Below are 20633 nucleotides of genomic sequence, written 5' to 3'. Positions count from 1 at the left end.
TATTGCGGCATTGAAGAAACAAGGGCATCTCTATATTATTCGGGAATATATATTTACTTTAATGAAGTCGTTTAGTGTCTAATTATTTTATATATTTGCTGATTATAATGTTTTTTATTAATAAATAATCGAATTTATGAAAATCAAGTTGTTGTTAGCTGCCACAGTTGCATGCGTATTGGGCTTTTCTTCATGCTCAAATGAATCAGTGAAAACTATCCCTGTGTATGGTTGGCAAGGAGAAGGGGAGGAAGCTACAGAGGCATCTATCCAGTCCGATTTCCAGAAATGGAAAGATCACGGTTTGGTAGGTATATGTTACAATGCGGGTGGTTTCAATGTGGAGAAACACGCTCGTGCGGCAAAAATAGCTCATGCTACTGGGCTGGAGTACCATGCATGGATTCCTGCCATGCTGAAAGGAGATGCTGATTCTACATGGTATGCAGTAAACCGTAAAGGAGAGTCGGCATATTCTGTGCAGGCATATGTTCCTTATTATAAATGTATGTGTCCGAATAATCCGGATGTAATCAATTATCTGGTTACCGAATATAGCAAGATAGCAGAAATACCGGATGTAGATTTTGTTCATTTGGATTATATCCGCTATGTAGATGTAATTCTGGCTCGCGGCCTTTGGGAAAAATACGGTTTGGTGATGAATGAAGAGTATCCTACAGCCGATTATTGTTACTGCGACAAGTGTGTAGCCGATTTCAAGGCTGAAAGTGGTATAGATATCAAGGCTGTGGAAGATCCTTCTACTTGCGAGGAATGGAAGCAGTTCCGTTATAACCGCATTACCAATCTGGTGAATAAGATTGCGGCTGCGGTTCACGCAAAAGGTAAAAAAGTCAGTGCTGCTGTATTCCCAGGTCCTGATTCTTATGCAAAGAAACTGGTTCGTCAGGAATGGAACAAATGGGATATCGATGCGTTTTTCCCGATGAATTACAATGACTTTTATTTGGAACCAGCTTCTTGGGTAGGAAAAATAACCAAAGAAGAAGTGACTTCCGTAAACGGTAAAAAGCCTGTTTACAGTGGCCTCTTCATTTGTCATGACTGGCAGAACAAGGCTAATATTAAAGATCCGGAAGGTCACGGTCTGACACCTTCTGAAATTGGTGAAGCTGTTCGTGGTTCGATTGAGGCCGGAGCTGCCGGAGTTGCATTGTTTACTCCTGCCAACATGACGGACGAGCATTGGGCTGAGCTTGATAAAGCGATTCAGGTAAAACGTTGATGTAGTTGTATCAGACTATACAAAAGAATAATTGAAAATGGAATCTCCTTCGGATTTAAAAAAAAGTCCGGAGGAGATTTTATTTTTATATATGGTTTGATTGAGCAGTTCGTGTTACGTTTTCCCTAAGAATATAATGTTTAACAGCAGTGGGGCGATTGCCTGACTATAATGAATCGCTATCTTCACCATAGTGAGGCGATCGCTTCACTATAGTGAAATGATTTGTATATGCGGAAGATTCACAATCCTATGAGGTAATGGAATAAAATAGGATAAGGTAGTTCCTTTACGTATCATTTCTATAAAAATACCATTTGGTCTGTCTGTAATATATCATGCATTCATCGTTATTGTAAGTTTGGGTCAAAACAAGAAGGGCATAAGACAAAAATACAAGACAGAATTTGTGAATTTAGGAATTTCTTTTGGTATTATTTTATTTAGTGATAACTTTGCAAAAGACAATAAATTGCAAAAAATAACTAACTTATAGTACGAGGAAATGAATAAAATTATTTCAAAAGAACATTTTTCAGAAAAGGTTTTTAAGCTGGTAATCGAAGCTCCTCTGATTGCTAAGTCACGTAAGGCAGGTCATTTTGTGATTGTACGTGTAGGCGAAAAAGGCGAACGTATGCCTCTTACCATTGCTGAAGCCGATCCCGTAAAGGGAACTATTACGTTGGTCGTACAAGAGGTTGGTCTGTCATCGACCCGCTTGTGCGAACTGAATGAAGGTGATTATATTACCGATGTAGTAGGTCCGCTGGGTAAGGCAACCCACATCGAGAACTTTGGCACCGTAGTTTGTGCTGGAGGTGGAGTAGGAGTAGCTCCGATGCTTCCTATCGTTCAGGCCTTGAAGGCTGCCGGAAATCGTGTTATTACTGTATTGGCAGGACGCTCTAAGGAACTGATCATTTTAGAGAAAGAAATGAGAGAAAGTTCGGATGAAGTAATCATTATGACCGACGATGGTTCGTATGGCAAGAAAGGTCTGGTAACAGAAGGTATTGAGGAAGTCATCAAGCGCGAAAAAGTTGACAAATGTTTTGCCATCGGTCCGGCTATTATGATGAAGTTTGTTTGCCTGCTTACTAAAAAATATGAGATTCCTACCGACGTTTCACTCAACACGATTATGGTAGATGGTACCGGTATGTGCGGTGCATGCCGTATTACCGTAGGAGGCAAGACAAAATTCGTTTGTGTTGACGGTCCTGAGTTCGACGGACATCAGGTCGATTTCGATGAAATGCTGAAACGTATGGGTGCGTTTAAGGATATTGAGCGTGAAGAAATACACAAACTGGATCCTGTACAGCCTGATACATGCGAAGCTGTAAAGGCAGCCGACGACCGTAATGCAACATGGCGTGCAGACCTGCGTAAAGCGATGAAACCGAAAGAACGTACAGCCATTCCACGTGTTAAGATGAATGAACTCGATCCGGAGTACCGTTCTCATAGCCGTAAGGAAGAAGTTAACCTGGGGCTGAACGAAGAACAGGCACTGACCGAAGCCAAACGCTGTCTGGATTGTGCTAATCCGTCGTGTATGGAAGGTTGTCCGGTTGGCATCAATATTCCCGGATTCATCAAGAACATCGAGCGCGGTGAATTCCTTGAGGCAGCTCGTGTTTTGAAGCAGACCAGTGCTTTGCCTGCCGTGTGTGGTCGTGTTTGTCCGCAGGAAAAGCAGTGTGAGTCGAAATGTATACACCTGAAGATGGGACACGAAGCAGTAGCTATCGGTTATCTGGAACGCTTTGCTGCCGATTATGAACGTGAAAGCGGACAGATTTCGGTTCCTGAAATAGCCGAAAAGAACGGCGTTAAAGTTGCAGTTGTAGGTTCCGGACCTGCCGGACTGTCGTTTGCCGGCGATATGGCGAAACTGGGTTACGATGTAACCGTGTTCGAAGCCTTGCATGAAATCGGAGGAGTATTGAAATATGGTATTCCCGAATTCCGTTTGCCGAACAAGATTGTCGATGTAGAAATAGAAAACCTGTCGAAGATGGGCGTGCAGTTTGTCAAAGACTGTATCATCGGTAAGACTATCAGCGTAGACGAACTGGAACAGGAAGGCTATAAAGGAATATTTGTTGCTTCCGGAGCCGGACTCCCTAACTTCATGAATATTCCGGGTGAGAACTCTATCAACATCATGTCGTCCAATGAATACCTGACTCGCGTCAACCTGATGGATGCGGCAAGCGAAGATTCTGATACGCCGGTTACATTCGGCAAACGAGTAGCCGTCATCGGTGGAGGTAATACTGCTATGGACTCTGTCCGTACTGCCCGTCGTCTGGGAGCCGAAAAAGCCATGATTATTTATCGTCGTTCGGAAGCAGAAATGCCGGCTCGTCTGGAAGAAGTTAAGCACGCTAAAGAAGAAGGTGTGGAATTCCTGACTTTGCATAACCCGATAGAATACATTGCCGACGAAAAGGGACGTGTCAAACAGGTTGTCTTGCAGAAGATGGAACTGGGCGAACCCGATGCTTCAGGACGTCGTAGTCCGGTGCCTATCCCCGGCGCAGTAGAAACCATCGATATTGATATGGCTATTGTCAGTGTAGGAGTTTCTCCGAACCCGATTGTTCCACATTCTATCCCCGGACTGGAACTGGGACGTAAAGGAACCATTGCTGTAAACGACGATATGCAATCGTCTATACCGACTATTTATGCCGGTGGAGATATAGTCCGTGGTGGGGCCACCGTAATTCTGGCTATGGGAGACGGACGTCGTGCAGCTGCAGCAATGGACAAGCAGTTACGCGGATAATGCAGCATTAAGATTGTAAACCTGTTTTCCTAAAGCGATTGTCAGGGTGAAATCTTCAAGGCTGGACAGTTTGCTATGGAACAATCAGAATAGACGAAGAGGCTGTTTCAAAATGAAAAACTGAGATAGGCTTACTTATAATCTATAAGTTACAACATAAAAATCTCCTACTTTAGTCTTTGTTTTCTTCAATTACAGGACTAAAAGTAGGAGATCTTTTTATTTCTAAATTCAATCTGTCAGATTTTTATTTTTTGCAATTCTATTTTGAGGCAATCTCTTTTTATTTTGCTTCCAGCAGCCTGTTGTTTGTGAATATACAAAAAATGATTACTTTTGTATAGAATATATTTATAATTGTAAGAGAACTTAAATTTATTATGAGAAAACCTCTTTTGCTCGGCATCTTGGGAGCTTGTACACTTTCTTCCCAGGCGCAGACTTTCAAGGAATGGCAAGATCCTGAAGTCAATGCAGTTAACCGCGCTCCGATGCACACCAATTTCTTTGCTTACGAAAGTACGGATGCTGCCACTCAGGCCATCAAGGAAAACTCCGACAACTTCATGACTTTAAACGGAAAATGGAAATTCTTCTGGGTAAAGAATGCAGACGCACGTCCCACCGATTTTTGGAAAGTTGATTTTAATGATAAGGGATGGGATGATTTGCAAGTCCCGGCAGTTTGGGAATTGAACGGCTATGGTGACCCGATATACCTGAATGTAGGCTATGCATGGCGTAACCAGTTTACAAATAATCCTCCTTATGTACCTGTAGAAAACAATCACGTAGGCTCTTACCGCCGCGAGATTGTTGTTCCTGCCGACTGGAAAGGAAAAGACATTATCGCACATTTCGGAGCTGTAAGTTCGAACATGTACTTATGGGTGAATGGCAAATATGTAGGATACAGTGAAGACAGCAAGTTGGAGGCCGAATTCGACCTGACACCTTATCTGAAATTAGGACAGAAGAATGTTATTGCATTTCAAGTATTCCGCTGGTGCGATGGTAGTTACTTTGAGGATCAGGACTTCTTTCGCTATACAGGTGTAGCTCGCGACTGTTATCTTTATGCCCGAAACAAGAAACGCATCGATGACATTCGTGTCACACCAGACCTGGACAGCGAGTACAAAAACGGTTCTTTGGCGGTAGAGTTAAGCCTGAAAGGCAGTTCCACAGTCACTCTTGACCTTCTGGATGCCCGCAATCAGGTAGTAGCAACCCAGAACGTAGCAGGAAGTGGCAAGGTTTCCACAACCATCAACCTCGATGCACCTCACAAATGGTCGGCAGAAACTCCTTATTTATATACTTTGCGTGCTACACTGAAAGATGGAAACAAAGTCAGTGAAGTTGTTCCGGTCAAAGTAGGTTTCCGTAAGATCGAACTGAAGAATGCACAGATACTGGTAAATGGCGAACCGGTACTGATAAAAGGAGCCAACCGCCACGAAATGGATCCCGACGGCGGATCTTATGTATCGCGCGAACGGATGATTCAGGATATCCAGATTATGAAGCAGTTCAACATCAACGCCGTGCGTACCTGCCACTATCCGGACGATAACTTCTGGTATGACTTGTGCGATAAATACGGTATCTACGTAGTAGCTGAAGCCAATTTGGAATCACACGGTATGGGTTATGAAGAAAAGACATTGGCCAAAGTTCCTTTATTCAAAAAGACTCATTTGGAGCGTAACGAACGCAATGTACAACGCGGATTCAATCATCCCAGCATTATTTTCTGGTCATTGGGTAATGAGGCCGGTTACGGACCGAACTTTGATGCCGCTTACGAATGGGTAAAAGCCGAAGACCCGAGCCGAGCTGTACAATACGAAAGAGCCGGTCTGGAAGGCAAGACCGATATCTACTGTCCGATGTATTACCGTTATAAAGACTGTGAGGATTATGTAAAGAATGAAAACAGCACCAAGCCTCTTATCCAGTGTGAGTATGCTCATGCCATGGGAAACTCGGAAGGCGGTTTCAAGGAATACTGGGATTTGATACGTAAGTATCCGAAGTTCCAGGGAGGTTTCATTTGGGATTTCGTTGACCAGTCATGCCGCTGGACCGGAAAGAACGGTAAGATGATTTATGCATACGGAGGCGATTTCAACCGTTTCGATGCCAGCGACAACAACTTCTGCGACAATGGACTGATCAGTCCCGACCGCAAGCCCAATCCACACATGTACGAGGTTGGCTATTTCTATCAGAACATCTGGACCACGGCAGGCGATTTGTCGAAAGGAGAAATCAATGTCTATAATGAAAACTTCTTCCGCGATTTATCTGCTTATGCACTCGAATGGGAACTTCTGAAAGACGGAAAGGCAGTCCGTAGCGGACGTGTTGAGAATCTGTCGGTCGCTCCACGCCAGACAGCCAGTATAAAACTCGACTGGGGCAAGACTTGCAAGTGCGGCGAATGGTTGCTTAACGTAAAATACATTCAGAAAAATCGCGAAGGCCTGCTTCCTGCCGGTCATGTAGTGGCTAAAGCCCAGCTTACACTGAATGCTTACGAAGCTCCTGCTATGAATCTTGCCAATGTTGCAGAAAAGAACGTAGCAGTAGTTACTCCGCAGATCAAGAATGAAAACGTAAACCGTATGGTTGTAGTCGGAGAGGACTTCAATATCCAGTTCAATAAGCAAAATGGTTACATGGATAAGTATGAAGTGAACGGGCTGAATATGATAAAAGAAGGAGAAGCCATGACACCTAACTTCTGGCGTGCTCCGACCGATAACGATTTCGGTGCTGGTCTTCAGCAGAAATATGTAGCATGGAAGAATCCCGACATCAAACTGCTTTCATTGAAGGGAGAAATGAAAGACGGCATGGCAGTCGTTTCAGCCGAATACGACATGAAGAACGTTTCAGCTAAACTGTTGCTTACCTATACCATCAATAACAAAGGTGCCGTCAAGGTTACTCAGAAGATGACAGCCGACAAGAATGCCAAGGTAGCCAATATGTTCCGTTTCGGTTTACAGTTGGTAATGCCGGCATCCTTCGAGAAGATTTCTTATTACGGTCGTGGACCAATTGAAAACTACGTTGATCGTAAGACATCTACCGACCTCGGCGTTTATAACCAGACCGTAGACGAGCAGTTCTATGCTTATATCCGTCCGCAGGAAAACGGTACCAAGTCGGATATCCGCTGGTGGAAACAATTGAACGAAGCCGGCAGCGGACTGATGTTTGTAGCCGAAGCTCCGTTCTCAGCATCTGCTTTGCATTACACCATCAGCTCGCTCGATTCAGGATGGGAAAAGAAACAGGAACACTCCAACGAAGTAGAAAAGGCAGACCTGACCAATGTCCTGATCGACAAGGCGCAGATGGGATTAGGATGTATCGATAGTTGGGGAGCCGTTCCCGAACCACAGTATATGTTACCTTACGGCGATTATGAATTTACCTTCATCATGACACCGGTAAGCCATTCATACACCCGATAAGACCTGATCAGTCAGAAAAATAGAAGAGGGGAAATTTGAAATTATTCTCTGCGGAATAGCTTTCAAATTTCCCCTCTCTTTTTATGTCAGTACGGGAATTCCGTTTCCTTTATCTCATCCAAGTTTTTGTTACCTCACCGATATACATAGTATATTGTTTCGAAGCATCTACATTCTGGTTCAGCGATTTCAAGTCATCAGCAGTCATCTTTTGCGACATAGCCTTCTTGCATTCCACAACCACACTTGCCTTTGTGTTGTTGTCTGTATAGAATGAGATTTTGTATGTATCACTCTGTTCCATCAAGGCAGTAGCAGCTATACGGCTCTGGTCAATCAGCAGATAAGAAACATTCTTGTTGAACATCTTGCCGAATCCGCTCCAGTTTTCAGCTTTGATATCGATTTCCTCACCGTTTGCTGCCGTCAGCGTGATACGTCCCTTTGCCGCAATCTCGTTCAGGTTGGCAGGCAATTGTTCCAGACCGACCTCTTTCAGTTCTGCCGAAGCATTGATAACCGGAGTAGCAGGCTGCAACGTCTGCATGGGAACACTTTGTGCAGTAGTTGGTGTATTATTTAAGAGCTTCTGACCTAAGGCAGCTGATGCTGATTGAAACAATTCATCTTTCAGATCGATAGTCTCCCTTCTGAACTTGCCACAGATAGGAGCCAGTTTTGTTTTCTTTTTATTCAGTGCCATATCATCGTTTATCCACTCCTCGGCAGTATATTTCTGTCCACCGTCTCTTGCTTCGTCGTACCAGTAACGGATACGTGTCATCAGCATTTTACATTTACCGTCTTCCGTATTAATGAGCAACTGATAATAGATACGTGTACGGTCGAGTGATAGAGCAGAGGAAGAGAATATCATATATTCTTCAGCTGTTGCAGCAATTGTTCCATCCTCTTTGTTTGAATATGACACTTGACTATACAGCTTGCCGTCGGGTTTGAAACGTCCTTTAGCCCATTCTAACATTTGATTGAATATATCCGTTTTCGACAGTCCCGGTGCATTTATTTCATTGGTAAAAGCCACCTTTCCGTCGATTGTCGTTACAGCACCGGCCAGATATTTTGGGTCGGTATTATCTTTCTTGTCTTTTGCCATACCAGCTATTGGCAGACACATTAGTAGGATAAATAACAGTTTTTTCATGGTAATTTTTCTATTTGATTTTCTTTTTTGTTTTTTATAGTAAGCAAATATACAGATAAAAATATAGGAAGTAAAGAGAAGCTTGCTAAAAAAAGGAAATGTCCGAAAATAAAAATATTCACTACAAGCCCTTGCAGCCCTGTAGTGAATATCATTATATTATCTGTCAGAAGAAAGATTATTTGACTGGAATCTTGTCAATTCTTGCCTGATGGCGTCCACCTTCGAAGCCCGTAGCGAAGAATTCCGTCATGATTTTATCCGCCATTTCCGTATCGATGAAACGTCCCGGCATAACCAGCACATTCGCATCATTATGCTGTCGTGCCAGATGCGCTATTTCCGGCATCCAGCAGAGAGCAGCCCGGATACCCTGATGTTTGTTCAGTGTCATGCTGATACCCTCTCCGCTTCCGCAGATAGCTATTCCCGGGTAACATTCACCAGCCTCTACAGCCAGAGCCAGCGGATGAGCAAAATCCGGATAGTCACAACTCTCAGTACTATACGTTCCAAAATCTTTATACTCCCATCCTTTTGCCTTCAGCCACTGTTTTACATACTCTTTCAGCTCAAATCCGGCATGATCGGAAGCCAGTCCTATTACTTTCATTCTAACATTGCTTTTACTTGGTTATATACATTTTCTGCAGTGAATCCCAGTTTTTCGTCCAGCACCTTGTAAGGAGCAGAGAAACCGAACGATTCCAGACCCCAGATCTTACCATTGGCGCCAACCAGCCCTTGCAGGTTGACAGGCAGACCAGCAGTCAGTCCGAATACCTTGGCACCCGTCGGGATAATGCTTTCCTGATACTCCTTGCTCTGGCTGCGGAACAAACCTTCCGACGGAACAGAAACAATACGCAGTTTCACACCATCCTTACGCAACAGTTCGGCACCCGCTACCAAAGTAGAAACTTCAGAACCCGAAGCCACCATAATCACATCCGGATTTTCATCCGAACCAGCTACGATATAAGCACCCTTTGCAGCCTGCGTATAGTCAGTACCTTCCGGCAGGTTCGCGATATTCTGTCGAGAGAAAATCAAGGCAGTAGGAGTAGATGTATTCTCCATTGCCAGCTTCCAAGCCTGAGTTGTTTCCTCTACATCAGCCGGGCGCAGTACCAGCATCGAGTTATGTCCTTTATGATTCTTCAGTTTTTCCATCAGTCGGATTTGAGCCTCCTGTTCTACCGGTTCATGCGTAGGACCATCTTCACCCACACGGAACGCATCGTGAGTCCAGATAAACTTCACAGGCATTTCCATCAGTGCAGCCATACGTACAGCCGGTTTCATATAATCGGAGAATACAAAGAAAGTACCACATGCAGCGATAACACCACCGTGCAGCGCCATACCGATACAGCAGCAAGCCATTGTCAGCTCAGACACACCCGCCTGCAGGAACGCACCGCTGAAGTCACCTTTTGTAAAGGCATGAGTCTTTTTCAGGAATCCGTCAGTCTTGTCCGAATTAGAGAGGTCGGCAGAAGACACAATCATGTTTTCCACATGTGTAGCCAGCACACCCAGTACAGTAGCCGATGCAGCACGTGTTGCTCCACCCGCTTTCTGTTCGATAGCCTCCCAGTTAATTTTCGGAGTCTGGTTAGAGAACCAGAATTCCATCTTGGCAGCCAGATCCGGATGAGCCTTAGCCCATTCAGCCTTCGCAGCATAACGTTCAGCCACGATAGCCTTCAACTCTTCACGGCGTTTAGCATACAGCTCAGCCACTTCTGGGAATACCTGGAACGGATTTTCCACGTCACCACCCAGATGCTTGATTGTATTGATATAAGCCTCGCCGCCCAGCGGAGCACCGTGAGTAGCACAGTTACGTTCATAGCTTGTATTGTCCGCTTTCAGCGCACCCTTACCCATGATTGTCTTACCGATAATCAGTGTAGGCTGTCCTGTTACTGCTTTCGCTTCAGTCAGTGCTTCACGTATTTGGTCAGCATCATTACCGTTGATGGTAATAACCTTCCATCCCCACGCTTCATATTTTTTAGCTACATCCTCGTCGGTTACCGCTTCACATTCAGTAGAAAGCTGGATATCGTTCGAGTCGTAGAACATAATCAGGTTGTCCAGTCCCAGATGTCCGGCAAGACGTCCGGCACCTTGAGAAATCTCTTCCTGCACACCACCGTCGGAGATGTAAGCATAAATGGTCTGGTTCATTACGTCACCCAAACGAGCCTTCAGGAACTTAGCCGCGATGGCAGCACCAACGGCAAACGTATGTCCCTGTCCCAGTGGGCCGGAAGTATTTTCTATACCACGCATGATGTCCACTTCCGGATGTCCCGGAGTAGGGCTTCCCCATTGACGGAACTGAGCCAGTTCGTCCATCGTAAATTTGCCGCTCAGTGCCAGAACCGAATACAACATCGGCGACATGTGTCCCGGGTCGAGGAAGAAACGGTCACGTCCTTCCCAGCGTGGATTCTCAGGATCATAAACAAGAAATTCAGAAAACAGTACATTTACAAAGTCTGCACCACCCATAGCGCCACCCGGATGACCGGATTTAGCTTTTTCCACCATGGCAGCAGCCAGAATACGGATATTGTCGGCTGCGCGGTTCATTAATTCTTTATTGTTTTTCATCATTGGATATGTTTGTTTATGCAAAGATAGTAATATTCTTCAATATGTAACGAATTTTATTTAAAAGCTTGTCAACTCAGGTTATGTATGTTTGCTTTTACTTTATTTGCTTGATATAAAAAAGACTCTTCAAGTCTTTTTCTTGAAGAGTCCTTCTGTTCAGAAAGCCTGTCAGACTTTCATGAAATGTTTGATGTATTTAGAACAATAATTAGCAGACTTTGTGTGAGCCGTCGCTGATCACTACATCGTATACTTTCGGGCTGCGTCCGAATTTTTCTTTGAAGCGTTCCTTGGCTGTGATAATGAATGTTTCGTAGAGCTCATTCTTTACCAGATTGATGGTGCAGCCACCGAAGCCGCCTCCCATAACTCGTGAACCGGTTACGCCGCAGTCGAAAGCAATGTCGTTCAGGAAGTCGAGTTCTTCGCAGCTTACTTCGTACAACTTGCTCATGCCGTGATGGGTTTCGTACATCTTCTGTCCTACGGTTTCGTAGTCGTTGCGTTCAAGAGCATCGCATACGTCGAGTACTCGCTGGATTTCTTCGATAACGTATTCGGCACGCTTGTAGTCTTCTTCGGTTACTTCTGCTTTTACCTCGTTGAGCATATCGAGCGTACAGTCGCGCAGATATTCTACTTCAGGATATTTTTTCTTGAGTGCTGCCACTACGTTTTCGCAGCTTTGGCGGCGCTTGTTGTATGCAGAGGATGCCAGTTCGTGCTTAACGACTGAGTCTACCAGTACCAGACGGTAGCCTTCCGGACGGAAGGGGAAGTACTGATATTCCAGTGAACGGCAATCGAGTCGCATCAGGCTGCCTTCCTTGCCGAATACAGATGCAAACTGATCCATGATTCCGCAGTTTACTCCGCAGTAATTGTGTTCGGTGGCCTGACCTACTTTGGCGAGTTCGAACTTGTCGATCTTGTTGTCGCCGAACAGATCGTTCAGGGCAAATGCGTAAGTCGACTCAAGGGCTGCCGATGAAGACATGCCTGCTCCCAAAGGAACATCGCCTGCAAAAGCTGTGTTGAAGCCTTTCACGTCGACACCTCGCTTGATCATTTCACGGCATACGCCGAATATGTAGCGTGCCCAGCTTGCCTTGGGGGCATCTTCTTCGTTCAGACCGAATTCTACATAATCTTTCAGGTCGATGGAATAAGCACATACTTTGTCTTTTCCGTTCGGCTTGATTTCTGCCATGATGCCTTTGTCTACTGCGCCGGGGAATACAAATCCTCCATTATAATCGGTGTGTTCGCCTATAAGGTTGATACGGCCCGGAGAAGTATAAATGCTTCCGGTTGTACCATCGAAATGCTTAATGAAACGGCTTCTTACATATTCTATATCCATAATGGTAAAAGCTTAAAAGGTTAATATTGTTTTTCTTGTTGTCTGTTCAGTCAATCAGTCTACAGGGATGTCTTTGTTTACGTTCTTGCAACCAATCAGTCCGTAGAACAGCAGGTATGCCAGCATGGCAATGATGAGCCAGTAGCTGTTCATGTAACCGGCTGAGTCGGAGATGAACTGCTGTACCAGCGGCAGGATTCCACCACCTACTACCATCATCATGAAGATACCAGATGCCTGTGCGGTGTATTTGCCAAGACCTTCTACTGCCAGGTTGAAAATTCCTCCCCACATCACCGAAGTACAGAGTCCGCAAAGTACGAGGAACAGTGCACTCAGAGGTACGGAAGCCATTTGGAAACCGTTGTCGGCGCTGTAGCCCGGCATGGAAACGGTTACTGCTTTCGGAGTGAAGATGGCGATAAGGATGAAGCAGATTGCAAGGGTTGAAGCAATGATGAGCTGTACGCGGCTGGATACTTTACCACTGATGACGCTACTTGCCAGACGGCCTACCAGCATGAGCAACCAGTAGATAGCGGCGATGGCTCCACCGATAGCAGCACCGTCGGTCAGCAAGCCTGCACCTTTTTCGCTGGAGTCGGCCAGGTAGAAGTTTAATGTTCCCGGAATACCTACTTCAATACCTACATAGATGAAGATACCGATTACGCCAAGTACGGTGTGACGGAAGCTCCAAGGGCTGTGAGAGAATTTTTCTTTCTCTACTTTACCTTTACGCAAGTGGGGTTCTGGGATGGAAACAAACGAAATGATGATGAATGTGAAGATGAATACACCCATAGCGATGAAGAGCAGCGGGGCTACATCCGACATGGCTGTCTGGGGAGTAACGCTTCCGATCAATACTCCGACGAAGAGGGGAGTAAGGGTTCCTGACAGAGAGTTCAGGGCACCACCTGCCTGGATAAGCTGGTTTCCTTTGTTACCGCCTCCACCTAACAGGTTCAGCATCGGGTTTACAACGGTATTCAGCATACATACTGAGAAACCGCAGATGAATGCTCCCAACAGGTAGATGATGAAGTTCAGCTTGATGTAATATCCGCCCATTGCAAATACGTCTACATCGGCACCTACAAGGCTGGAAATGTACTGGGTAAACAGGCCTAAGAAACCTACTGCCATAGCGATAAGGGCAGTTTTCTTATAACCGATCTTTACAAGCATGTTTCCCGCAGGAATACCCATGAAGAGGTATGCGAGGAAGTTCATCATGTTTCCCATCATACCGAGGGTGTTTGCGCCTGCATATTGATTTTTCCAGATTGTTCCGAAAGGTGCGGCAAGATTGGTTACGAAAGAGATCATCGCAAAAAGAAAGAACATCGTTATAATTGCGATGAGATTGCCATTCTGTTTTTGTTGATTCATGGTTTAATTGAAAAATATTGGGTTAATAAATTAGGTTAGTTTTCTAAAGTATTTGTTTGCTCATTTTTCTGTTCCGAACTTGTACACGGTTACCTGATGGTATACTTCGCCGGGGTTGAGGACTGCCGACGGGAAATGTCCCTTGTTGGGAGTGTCGGGGAAGTGTTGTGCCTCGAAGCAGATGGCGCTGCGGGCAGGGAAAGTAGCTCCGTGCCAGCCTGCAAAACCGCTGTGCCAGTTGGCTGTGTATACTTGTACTCCCGGTTCGGTCGTGAAGACTTCGAGGGTACGTCCGCTTACCGGTTCAACGCACTTGGCAGCAAAAGCAAGTGTTCCTGCTTCATGCTTGTTGATGACGTAGCAATGGTCGTATCCGGCTCCGTATACCAGTTGCTGGAACGGCTCGTTGATGCGGCTGCCTACGGTGTGAGGAGTGCGGAAATCCATCGGAGTGCCTTCTACTTTCAGAATTTCTCCTGTAGGAATAGATACTTCATCCATAGGAGTGTAGAAGTCGGCGTTGAGAGTAACGATATTGTTTTCTACGCTGGCGGTAGGGGTTGCCAGACCGGAAAGACTGAAGAATGCGTGGTGAGTGAGGTTGACAATTGTACGTTTGTCGGTTGTCGCCGTATAGGTGATGATGAATTCGTTCTGGTTAGTGAATGTATATACCACGGTGATGTCGAGGTTTCCGGGGAATCCTTCTTCACCATCGGCCGAAATGTAGTGGAGTTTCAGGCTCTGCTTGCTGGTCTGTTCGGCGTCCCATACGCGTGCGTGGAAACCAGTCGGTCCTCCGTGTAATGAATTGGGGCCGTTGTTGATGGTGAGTTTGTATTCTTTTCCGTCGAGCTGGAAGGTTCCTTTGGCAATGCGGTTGCCGTATCTGCCTATAAGGGTACTGAGGAAAGGTTCCGGACTGTTGATTACGCTTTCGATGTTGTCATGTCCTTGTACGACGTTTGCCAGTTTGCCGTCCTTGTCGGGTACCATGATGGCGAGGAGGGCTCCTCCGTAGTTGGTTACTGCCATTTCGGCACCGTTGTCGTTTGTCAGAATAAACAAATCTGTTTCTTTACCTCCGATGTTCTTCTGGAAGTCGGCTCTTTTCAGGCCGCAAAGGTTATTTTCGTAATAGAATGTGTTATTCATATTTTTGAGTATATATCGTTATCTTTATTATAGGTGTAAAATGTATGCAAATAAAAAGATTTTATTCAAGATACACAAACAAATCTGTTATTTTATTCTACCGGAAAGCATGTGGAAAGCAAATCGGCAACGATAAAACTGCTGCCGCCGACAAAAATAAAGTCATCGGCATCGGCTTGCTTTTGTGCTGCTTCGACGGCTGTCTTGACATCGGGATAGGCATTTCCCGACAGTCCGTATGAATTTGCCAGCTCTTTTACTTTCCCGGCTGGCAGGGCGCGCTGGACGCTTGCCTGGGTGAAATAGTAAATCGCGTCTTTGGGAAGCATGGCAAGTACGCCGCTGATGTCTTTATCATTTACCATTCCGATGACGATGTGCAGCTGTTTGTATTGCTGAAATGACAGTTGCTTTACGATGTACTGGATGCCTCCTACGTTGTGACCTGTATCGCATACGATGGTAGGGTGGCTGGAGAGTTTCTGCCAGCGTCCCATCAGGCCTGTCAGTTCGCATACATGGGCGAATCCGTTTCGGATGTCGGTTTCGGTTATGTGGTAGCCTTGCTGCTCGAGCAGAGGCAGGGCTGTAAGCAGGGTGTTGGTATTCTTTTCCTGACAGATTCCGCCCAGTTCGCCTTTCAGGTCGTGGTAGCGGGTGGTCTGGTAGATGTAGTTTCCTGATTCATCGTGCAGGGCGCTGAGCAGCGGATGCTCTTCTTCGGCAAAGAAAATGGGGGCGTTGACTTCGGCGGCTTTCTGCTGGAATACGGGTTTGGTTTCGGGTGTGGTTTCACCGATGACGACCGGTACGGAGGGTTTAATAATGCCGGCTTTCTCACCTGCTATCTTTGCCAGGGTATTGCCCAGGAATTGTATGTGGTCGAAACTGATGTTGGTGATAAGGCACAGGTCAGGATGGATGATATTGGTGCAGTCCAGCCGTCCGCCCAGTCCTACTTCGATGACAGCGACGTCGACTTGCTGGCTGGCGAAGTAATGGAATGCCATGGCTGTGGCAAGTTCGAAGAATGAGGGATGGAGGGGTTCGAAAAAGGAGCGGTGCTTTTCGACGAAATCGATAACGAATTCTTGTGAAATGGGGACTCCGTTGATGCGGATGCGCTCGCGGAAGTCGACCAGATGGGGGGAGGTGTAGAGTCCTACACGGTAGCCTGCCGACTGAAGAATGGCGGCAAGGGTGTGTGAACAGGAGCCTTTCCCGTTGGTGCCCGCTACGTGAGTTGTGCGGAATTTGCGATGCGGGTGTCCGAAATATTCATCGAGTGCCAGTGTGTTTGATAATCCTTCTTTGTAAGCTGCCTTCCCGACATGCTGGAACAGGGGGGCGCTGTTGTATAAATATGTGAGTGTTTCCTGATATGTCATTGCGCTTATGATATTTTTTAACTATGCAAAGTTAATTTATTTATTGACATAATTTATCAGTACCACCAGGGATAATCATTTTTTCTGCCCTCTATGCCTATGCTGAATGAGCTGCTTTCGCCTACTTTGAAGTTGATCATTCCTCCTATACGGTCGGGCGTATAGTTGGGAAGCGGGTAATAATAGGGGGAACGTTTGGGGGTGAATGATTTGTTGCCGTAGGCATAGATGCTGATACGGTCGGTAAGTTTGTATGCGGCTACTCCGGCCACGCCTATTGTGCGGTAGCGCAAGAATCCCCAGTCCATGTTACTGGCGTAAAGTCCTCCTGCCACACTGAGGCGGTCGGTAACGGGTACTGCATACATAAAGGCGGCATCTTGTCCGAATCCTACTCCTGAGGGGGCATAGCGGCTGGGACTATAGGTGAGGTTCAGCCCGATAGAGGCGTTGAAACCTTTGTGTAACTGCCAGGTGGCGTAACCGTAATCGAACGGGGTGATGCCATACATACCGAAAGGTGCCGTATAACCTGTCTGTGGAATGGGAGAGGCAAGCGGCAAGCTCAGACTGTCTTTTTCTGCTACAGGCGGGGCGGACGTTTCGGAGGCTTCGATGCTTTGGCAATTTTCGGTCTGTGATGTGGCTGCAAGGGGGAGCAACATGGCAAACAGTATCAGGTATAGTTGTTTCATGTCATTTGTCTTTATAAGTGAATCGTATCAAAGATACGGATTATTCTGTAATGCATAGGCAGGAAGGAAGCAGAGATTAACGCAGATTAACGGAGATTTGTAAGAAAAAAGGGTACAGCGCAGCAACCGTTTGTTTCTGATGGTTGCTATGCTGTACCCTTGTGTAAAGAGGTATCTGACGTTTAATCGAACAGACTTCTGAACTTCTTGAAGATCTTTTCTTTCAGGCTCATGTTGGGCTTGAAGCTTTCTGATTCCTGCCATTTCTCGAGTGCCTGACGTTCTTCCTTGTTTAATGTTTCAGGAATGTATACGCTTACGTTTACCAGCAAGTCGCCTGTTCCGGTGCTGTAACCGTAACTGTTGATGTTGGGCAGACCTTTGCCACGCAGACGGAGCACTTTGCCCGGTTGGGTTCCCGGCTCAATCTTTATCTTGGCTTTTCCATCGATGGTAGGTATTTCTACGGTACCTCCCAAAGCTGCGGTCGGAACGCTCAGAAGCAGATTGTAGATCAGGTCGCTTTCATCACGGATCAGTTCTGGATGTTTCTCTTCTTCGATGAGAACCAACAGGTCGCCTGGAACACCATTGTGCTTTCCGGCGTTACCTTTACCGTTCATGGTAACCTGCATGCCTTCGGCTACTCCTGCCGGAATCTTGACGGTTACTACCTCTTCGCCGTATACGATACCTTCACCACCACATTCCTTACATTTGTTTTTGATGATTTTACCTTCGCCGCCGCACTGAGGACAGACGGTCTGGGTTTGCATCATGCCGAAGATGCTCTGCTGGGTGCGTGTAACACTTCCCGTTCCGTGGCAGGTAGGACAAGTTTCCACTCCACCGTCACCTTCGGCTCCTGTACCATGGCAATGTGAGCACTGTACGTATTTTTTCAGTTTGAACTTCTTTTCTACTCCCGTGGAGATTTCTTTCAGGTTCAGCTTTACCTTTACGCGCAGGTCTGAACCGCGGAATTTACGCTGGCGTGTCTGGGAACCACCTCCGCCGAAACCTCCAAATCCACCGTGTCCGCCGAAAATATCGCCGAACATGGAGAATATATCATCCATAGACATACCTTGTCCGCCAAATCCTCCGAAGCCACCTGCACCGGCTGCTCCGTCTACACCTGCATGTCCGAACTGGTCATAACGCGCACGTTTGTCGGGGTTGCTGAGGACTTCGTAAGCCTCGGCTGCTTCCTTGAATTTTTCTTCTGCTTCTTTATCACCCGGATTCTTGTCGGGGTGATACTGGATTGCTTTTTTACGGTATGCTTTCTTTATTTCATCTGCTGAAGCTGACTTGTCGACACCCAGCACTTCGTAATAGTCTCTTTTTGCCATAATGATAAAAACAAGTATTAAGAATTACTGTGCTACAACAACTTTTGCGTGGCGGATTACTTTATCGTTCAATTTATAACCGGTCTGAACGCAGTCGAGGACTTTCCCTTTTTGTGCTTCGTCCGGTGCCGGAACCAGTGCGATTGCTTCATGGTAATCGGTATCGAATGTTTCACCTACCGGTTCCATCTTCTGAAGTCCCTCTTGTGCCAGAACTTTGTGGAACTTCTGGAATATCAGATCCAAGCCTTCGTACATAGCCTGTACGTTATCGGCTTTCTGCATGTTCTGCAGGGCGCGTTCCAGATCGTCGAGAATCGGAAGGATGGCGCTGATGGCTTTCTCACCGCCGTTCTTGATCAGTTCGGCTTTTTCCTTCATGGTACGTTTGCGGTAGTTATCGAATTCGGCAGAAAGACGCAGGTATTTGTCTTTTTGTTCTTCGATTGTCTTTTTCGCTTCTTCCAGCTCTTTTTCCAACTTCTGTTCGTCAGTTGGCTCTTCAGCCTGCTCTTCTGTGCCCTGAGCTTCTTCGGCTTGTGTTTCGGCTTGCTCCGATGCTTCGGCTTGTTGCTTCAACACTTCTTCCTCTTCTTGTTGTGAATGATGATTTTTTGTTGTCATGATGTTATCTGTTTTTATTTTTTATTTCTTATTTTCTTTGGCATTATATGCATGAAATGCGTATACAAATTTCGTGCCCGAGCTGATAATCGGGCAAATTTGTTGCAAAAATACTAATTTTTGTCATACTGACAGCGAAAATATTGCTTGACTTATATTTTACATGTTGATAGAGAGAAGGGGGAGGTGTGTTGGAATTTATGTACCGGAGGGATTGCTTTTTGCTTTTTTATGACTGGAGATTTCCGTAAAGGATGGTGCGGGAGAACGGGAGAAATAAAAAAGCCGGTTCTATGCCTTATCTCCATTTAGTGGAGGGTTAAAGCATAAAACTGGCTTTATCGAATAACACCTCTCGGGGCTTATTTTTTCAGAACTTCTCTGATGCGGCTGATAACCTCAGGGTTGGGTAAGTCCTTTTTCTCTGTTAGCATATAGGCAAAGTTATCGGCCAGCACTTCTTCTGGGTTGATGACATAATTGGTGTTTTTACCGATTTTTTCGTAAAAGTCTTCGGCCTGTTCTATTGGAACAATGACGGTTTTTCCACTTTCCTGTACCGGAACAAAGTGATCATTCAGTGGAATGAGTCCGATTTTCATGTAGTCGAAAATATCACCTCCTGTATAAGGACGGTCGGTATATGTCATCATGGTGTAGTTTTGTATTGTACCCTTAACGGTAAAGGGTGCATAGCTGTCGTAGCGGCTGATGTCCGGATTGGAGATACGTTTTTCCATGATGTCGGTCGGAAAAATAATTTCGCGGTCCAAGACGGTAAAACCTATGGTCTGGTATACAGACTTCTTGAAATTTAAGTCATAGCGGGTAAGAATATGAAATAACTCGTGTGCTACAAGAATTTGCAGTTGTGCTGCTGAAATCTTATTCAGCACGTCTTCGCTAATGGCTATCCAGTTTTTGCGTGTATAGGCACTTGCTCCTCCTTCTTCCTGCATAGATGTTTTTACCAGAATAATTTCGTCGGGATAATTCAGGGTCAACTTTTGTCTTTTAGTTGCCGCTGTTATCGCATTGAATGCTGTGGTAATTTGTTTTTTCTCTTGTTCGCTCCAGTTTTGTACGCAGCTCATAGCAAGTGTCAGCAATTGTGACTTACGCCCTTCATTATTTTGCAGACGAGCATTAATGTCGAACTGATTCCAGTTATTGGTATACTCGTCGATGTCTGTTATGAGCATCTGCGCTTCGGCTTTGGTTGCGAAACGGAAAAAAGGATTGTCTTTTGCCTTTTGAGCAAATCCTGTCATCGCTGTCAGACATAAGCAGACAGCGAGGAGTGTACGTGTTAGTTTCATAATCATACC

At 45.7% G+C, this 20633-nt stretch carries 14 protein-coding genes; 3 read left to right on the top strand and 11 right to left on the bottom strand.

What is annotated here, in order from left to right; genetic code table 11:
* The first annotated feature begins 136 nt into the window (after positions 1–136).
* The 3 genes from WKT12_RS05730 to WKT12_RS05720 all read left to right on the top strand — a co-directional run bounded on the left by WKT12_RS05730 (position 137) and on the right by WKT12_RS05720 (position 7537).
* On the top strand, positions 137–1249 hold the full coding sequence (locus tag WKT12_RS05730) for a hypothetical protein (RefSeq protein ID WP_340319087.1): 1113 nt from the start codon (positions 137–139) through the stop codon (positions 1247–1249).
* 505 nt (positions 1250–1754) lie between these two features.
* Positions 1755–4049 carry a bifunctional dihydroorotate dehydrogenase B NAD binding subunit/NADPH-dependent glutamate synthase gene (locus WKT12_RS05725; RefSeq protein WP_021971532.1) on the top strand — a complete coding sequence of 765 codons (2295 nt, stop codon included), beginning with the start codon at positions 1755–1757 and terminating at the stop codon, positions 4047–4049.
* A 380-nt stretch (positions 4050–4429) separates the two neighbouring features.
* Positions 4430–7537: a glycoside hydrolase family 2 TIM barrel-domain containing protein gene (locus WKT12_RS05720; RefSeq protein WP_340319086.1), complete on the top strand. Its 3108-nt coding sequence runs from the start codon at positions 4430–4432 to the stop codon at positions 7535–7537.
* 109 nt (positions 7538–7646) lie between these two features.
* Here the strand turns inward: WKT12_RS05720 and WKT12_RS05715 are convergent, their stop codons facing one another.
* The 11 genes from WKT12_RS05715 to WKT12_RS05665 form a co-directional block, all read right to left on the bottom strand.
* Positions 7647–8702, bottom strand: coding sequence for a DUF4468 domain-containing protein (locus WKT12_RS05715; protein WP_340319085.1), 1056 nt, complete (start codon positions 8700–8702; stop codon positions 7647–7649).
* A 178-nt stretch (positions 8703–8880) separates the two neighbouring features.
* Positions 8881–9315: a ribose 5-phosphate isomerase B gene (gene rpiB / locus WKT12_RS05710; RefSeq protein ID WP_021971535.1), complete on the bottom strand. Its 435-nt coding sequence runs from the start codon at positions 9313–9315 to the stop codon at positions 8881–8883.
* Positions 9312–11327: a transketolase family protein gene (locus WKT12_RS05705; protein ID WP_340319118.1), complete on the bottom strand. Its 2016-nt coding sequence runs from the start codon at positions 11325–11327 to the stop codon at positions 9312–9314. The genes rpiB and WKT12_RS05705 overlap by 4 nt, the downstream gene beginning before the upstream one ends.
* A 211-nt stretch (positions 11328–11538) precedes the next feature.
* Complete coding sequence (galK, locus tag WKT12_RS05700) at positions 11539–12693, bottom strand: galactokinase (RefSeq protein ID WP_340319084.1); 1155 nt, start codon at positions 12691–12693, stop codon at positions 11539–11541.
* A gap of 54 nt (positions 12694–12747) precedes the next feature.
* Positions 12748–14088 carry an MFS transporter gene (locus WKT12_RS05695; RefSeq protein ID WP_340319083.1) on the bottom strand — a complete coding sequence of 447 codons (1341 nt, stop codon included), beginning with the start codon at positions 14086–14088 and terminating at the stop codon, positions 12748–12750.
* 60 nt (positions 14089–14148) lie between these two features.
* Complete coding sequence (locus tag WKT12_RS05690) at positions 14149–15243, bottom strand: aldose epimerase family protein (RefSeq protein ID WP_340319082.1); 1095 nt, start codon at positions 15241–15243, stop codon at positions 14149–14151.
* Positions 15244–15335: 92 nt separating this feature from the next.
* Positions 15336–16631: a bifunctional folylpolyglutamate synthase/dihydrofolate synthase gene (locus tag WKT12_RS05685; protein WP_340319081.1), complete on the bottom strand. Its 1296-nt coding sequence runs from the start codon at positions 16629–16631 to the stop codon at positions 15336–15338.
* A 56-nt stretch (positions 16632–16687) separates the two neighbouring features.
* Positions 16688–17326: a hypothetical protein gene (locus WKT12_RS05680; RefSeq protein ID WP_340319080.1), complete on the bottom strand. Its 639-nt coding sequence runs from the start codon at positions 17324–17326 to the stop codon at positions 16688–16690.
* A gap of 182 nt (positions 17327–17508) precedes the next feature.
* Positions 17509–18681, bottom strand: coding sequence for a molecular chaperone DnaJ (gene dnaJ, locus WKT12_RS05675; protein ID WP_021971129.1), 1173 nt, complete (start codon positions 18679–18681; stop codon positions 17509–17511).
* A gap of 24 nt (positions 18682–18705) precedes the next feature.
* Complete coding sequence (locus WKT12_RS05670; RefSeq protein WP_340319079.1) at positions 18706–19305, bottom strand: nucleotide exchange factor GrpE; 600 nt, start codon at positions 19303–19305, stop codon at positions 18706–18708.
* Between the two features lie 362 nt (positions 19306–19667).
* Positions 19668–20624: a hypothetical protein gene (locus tag WKT12_RS05665; protein ID WP_340319078.1), complete on the bottom strand. Its 957-nt coding sequence runs from the start codon at positions 20622–20624 to the stop codon at positions 19668–19670.
* Positions 20625–20633: the final 9 nt, after the last annotated feature.

This window comes from Phocaeicola sp. HCN-6420, from assembly GCF_037890145.1.
Taxonomy (GTDB): Bacteria; Bacteroidota; Bacteroidia; order Bacteroidales; family Bacteroidaceae; genus Phocaeicola.
Note: the sequence above shows the minus strand (reverse complement) of the source record. Positions and strands in the feature narration are given on the sequence as shown.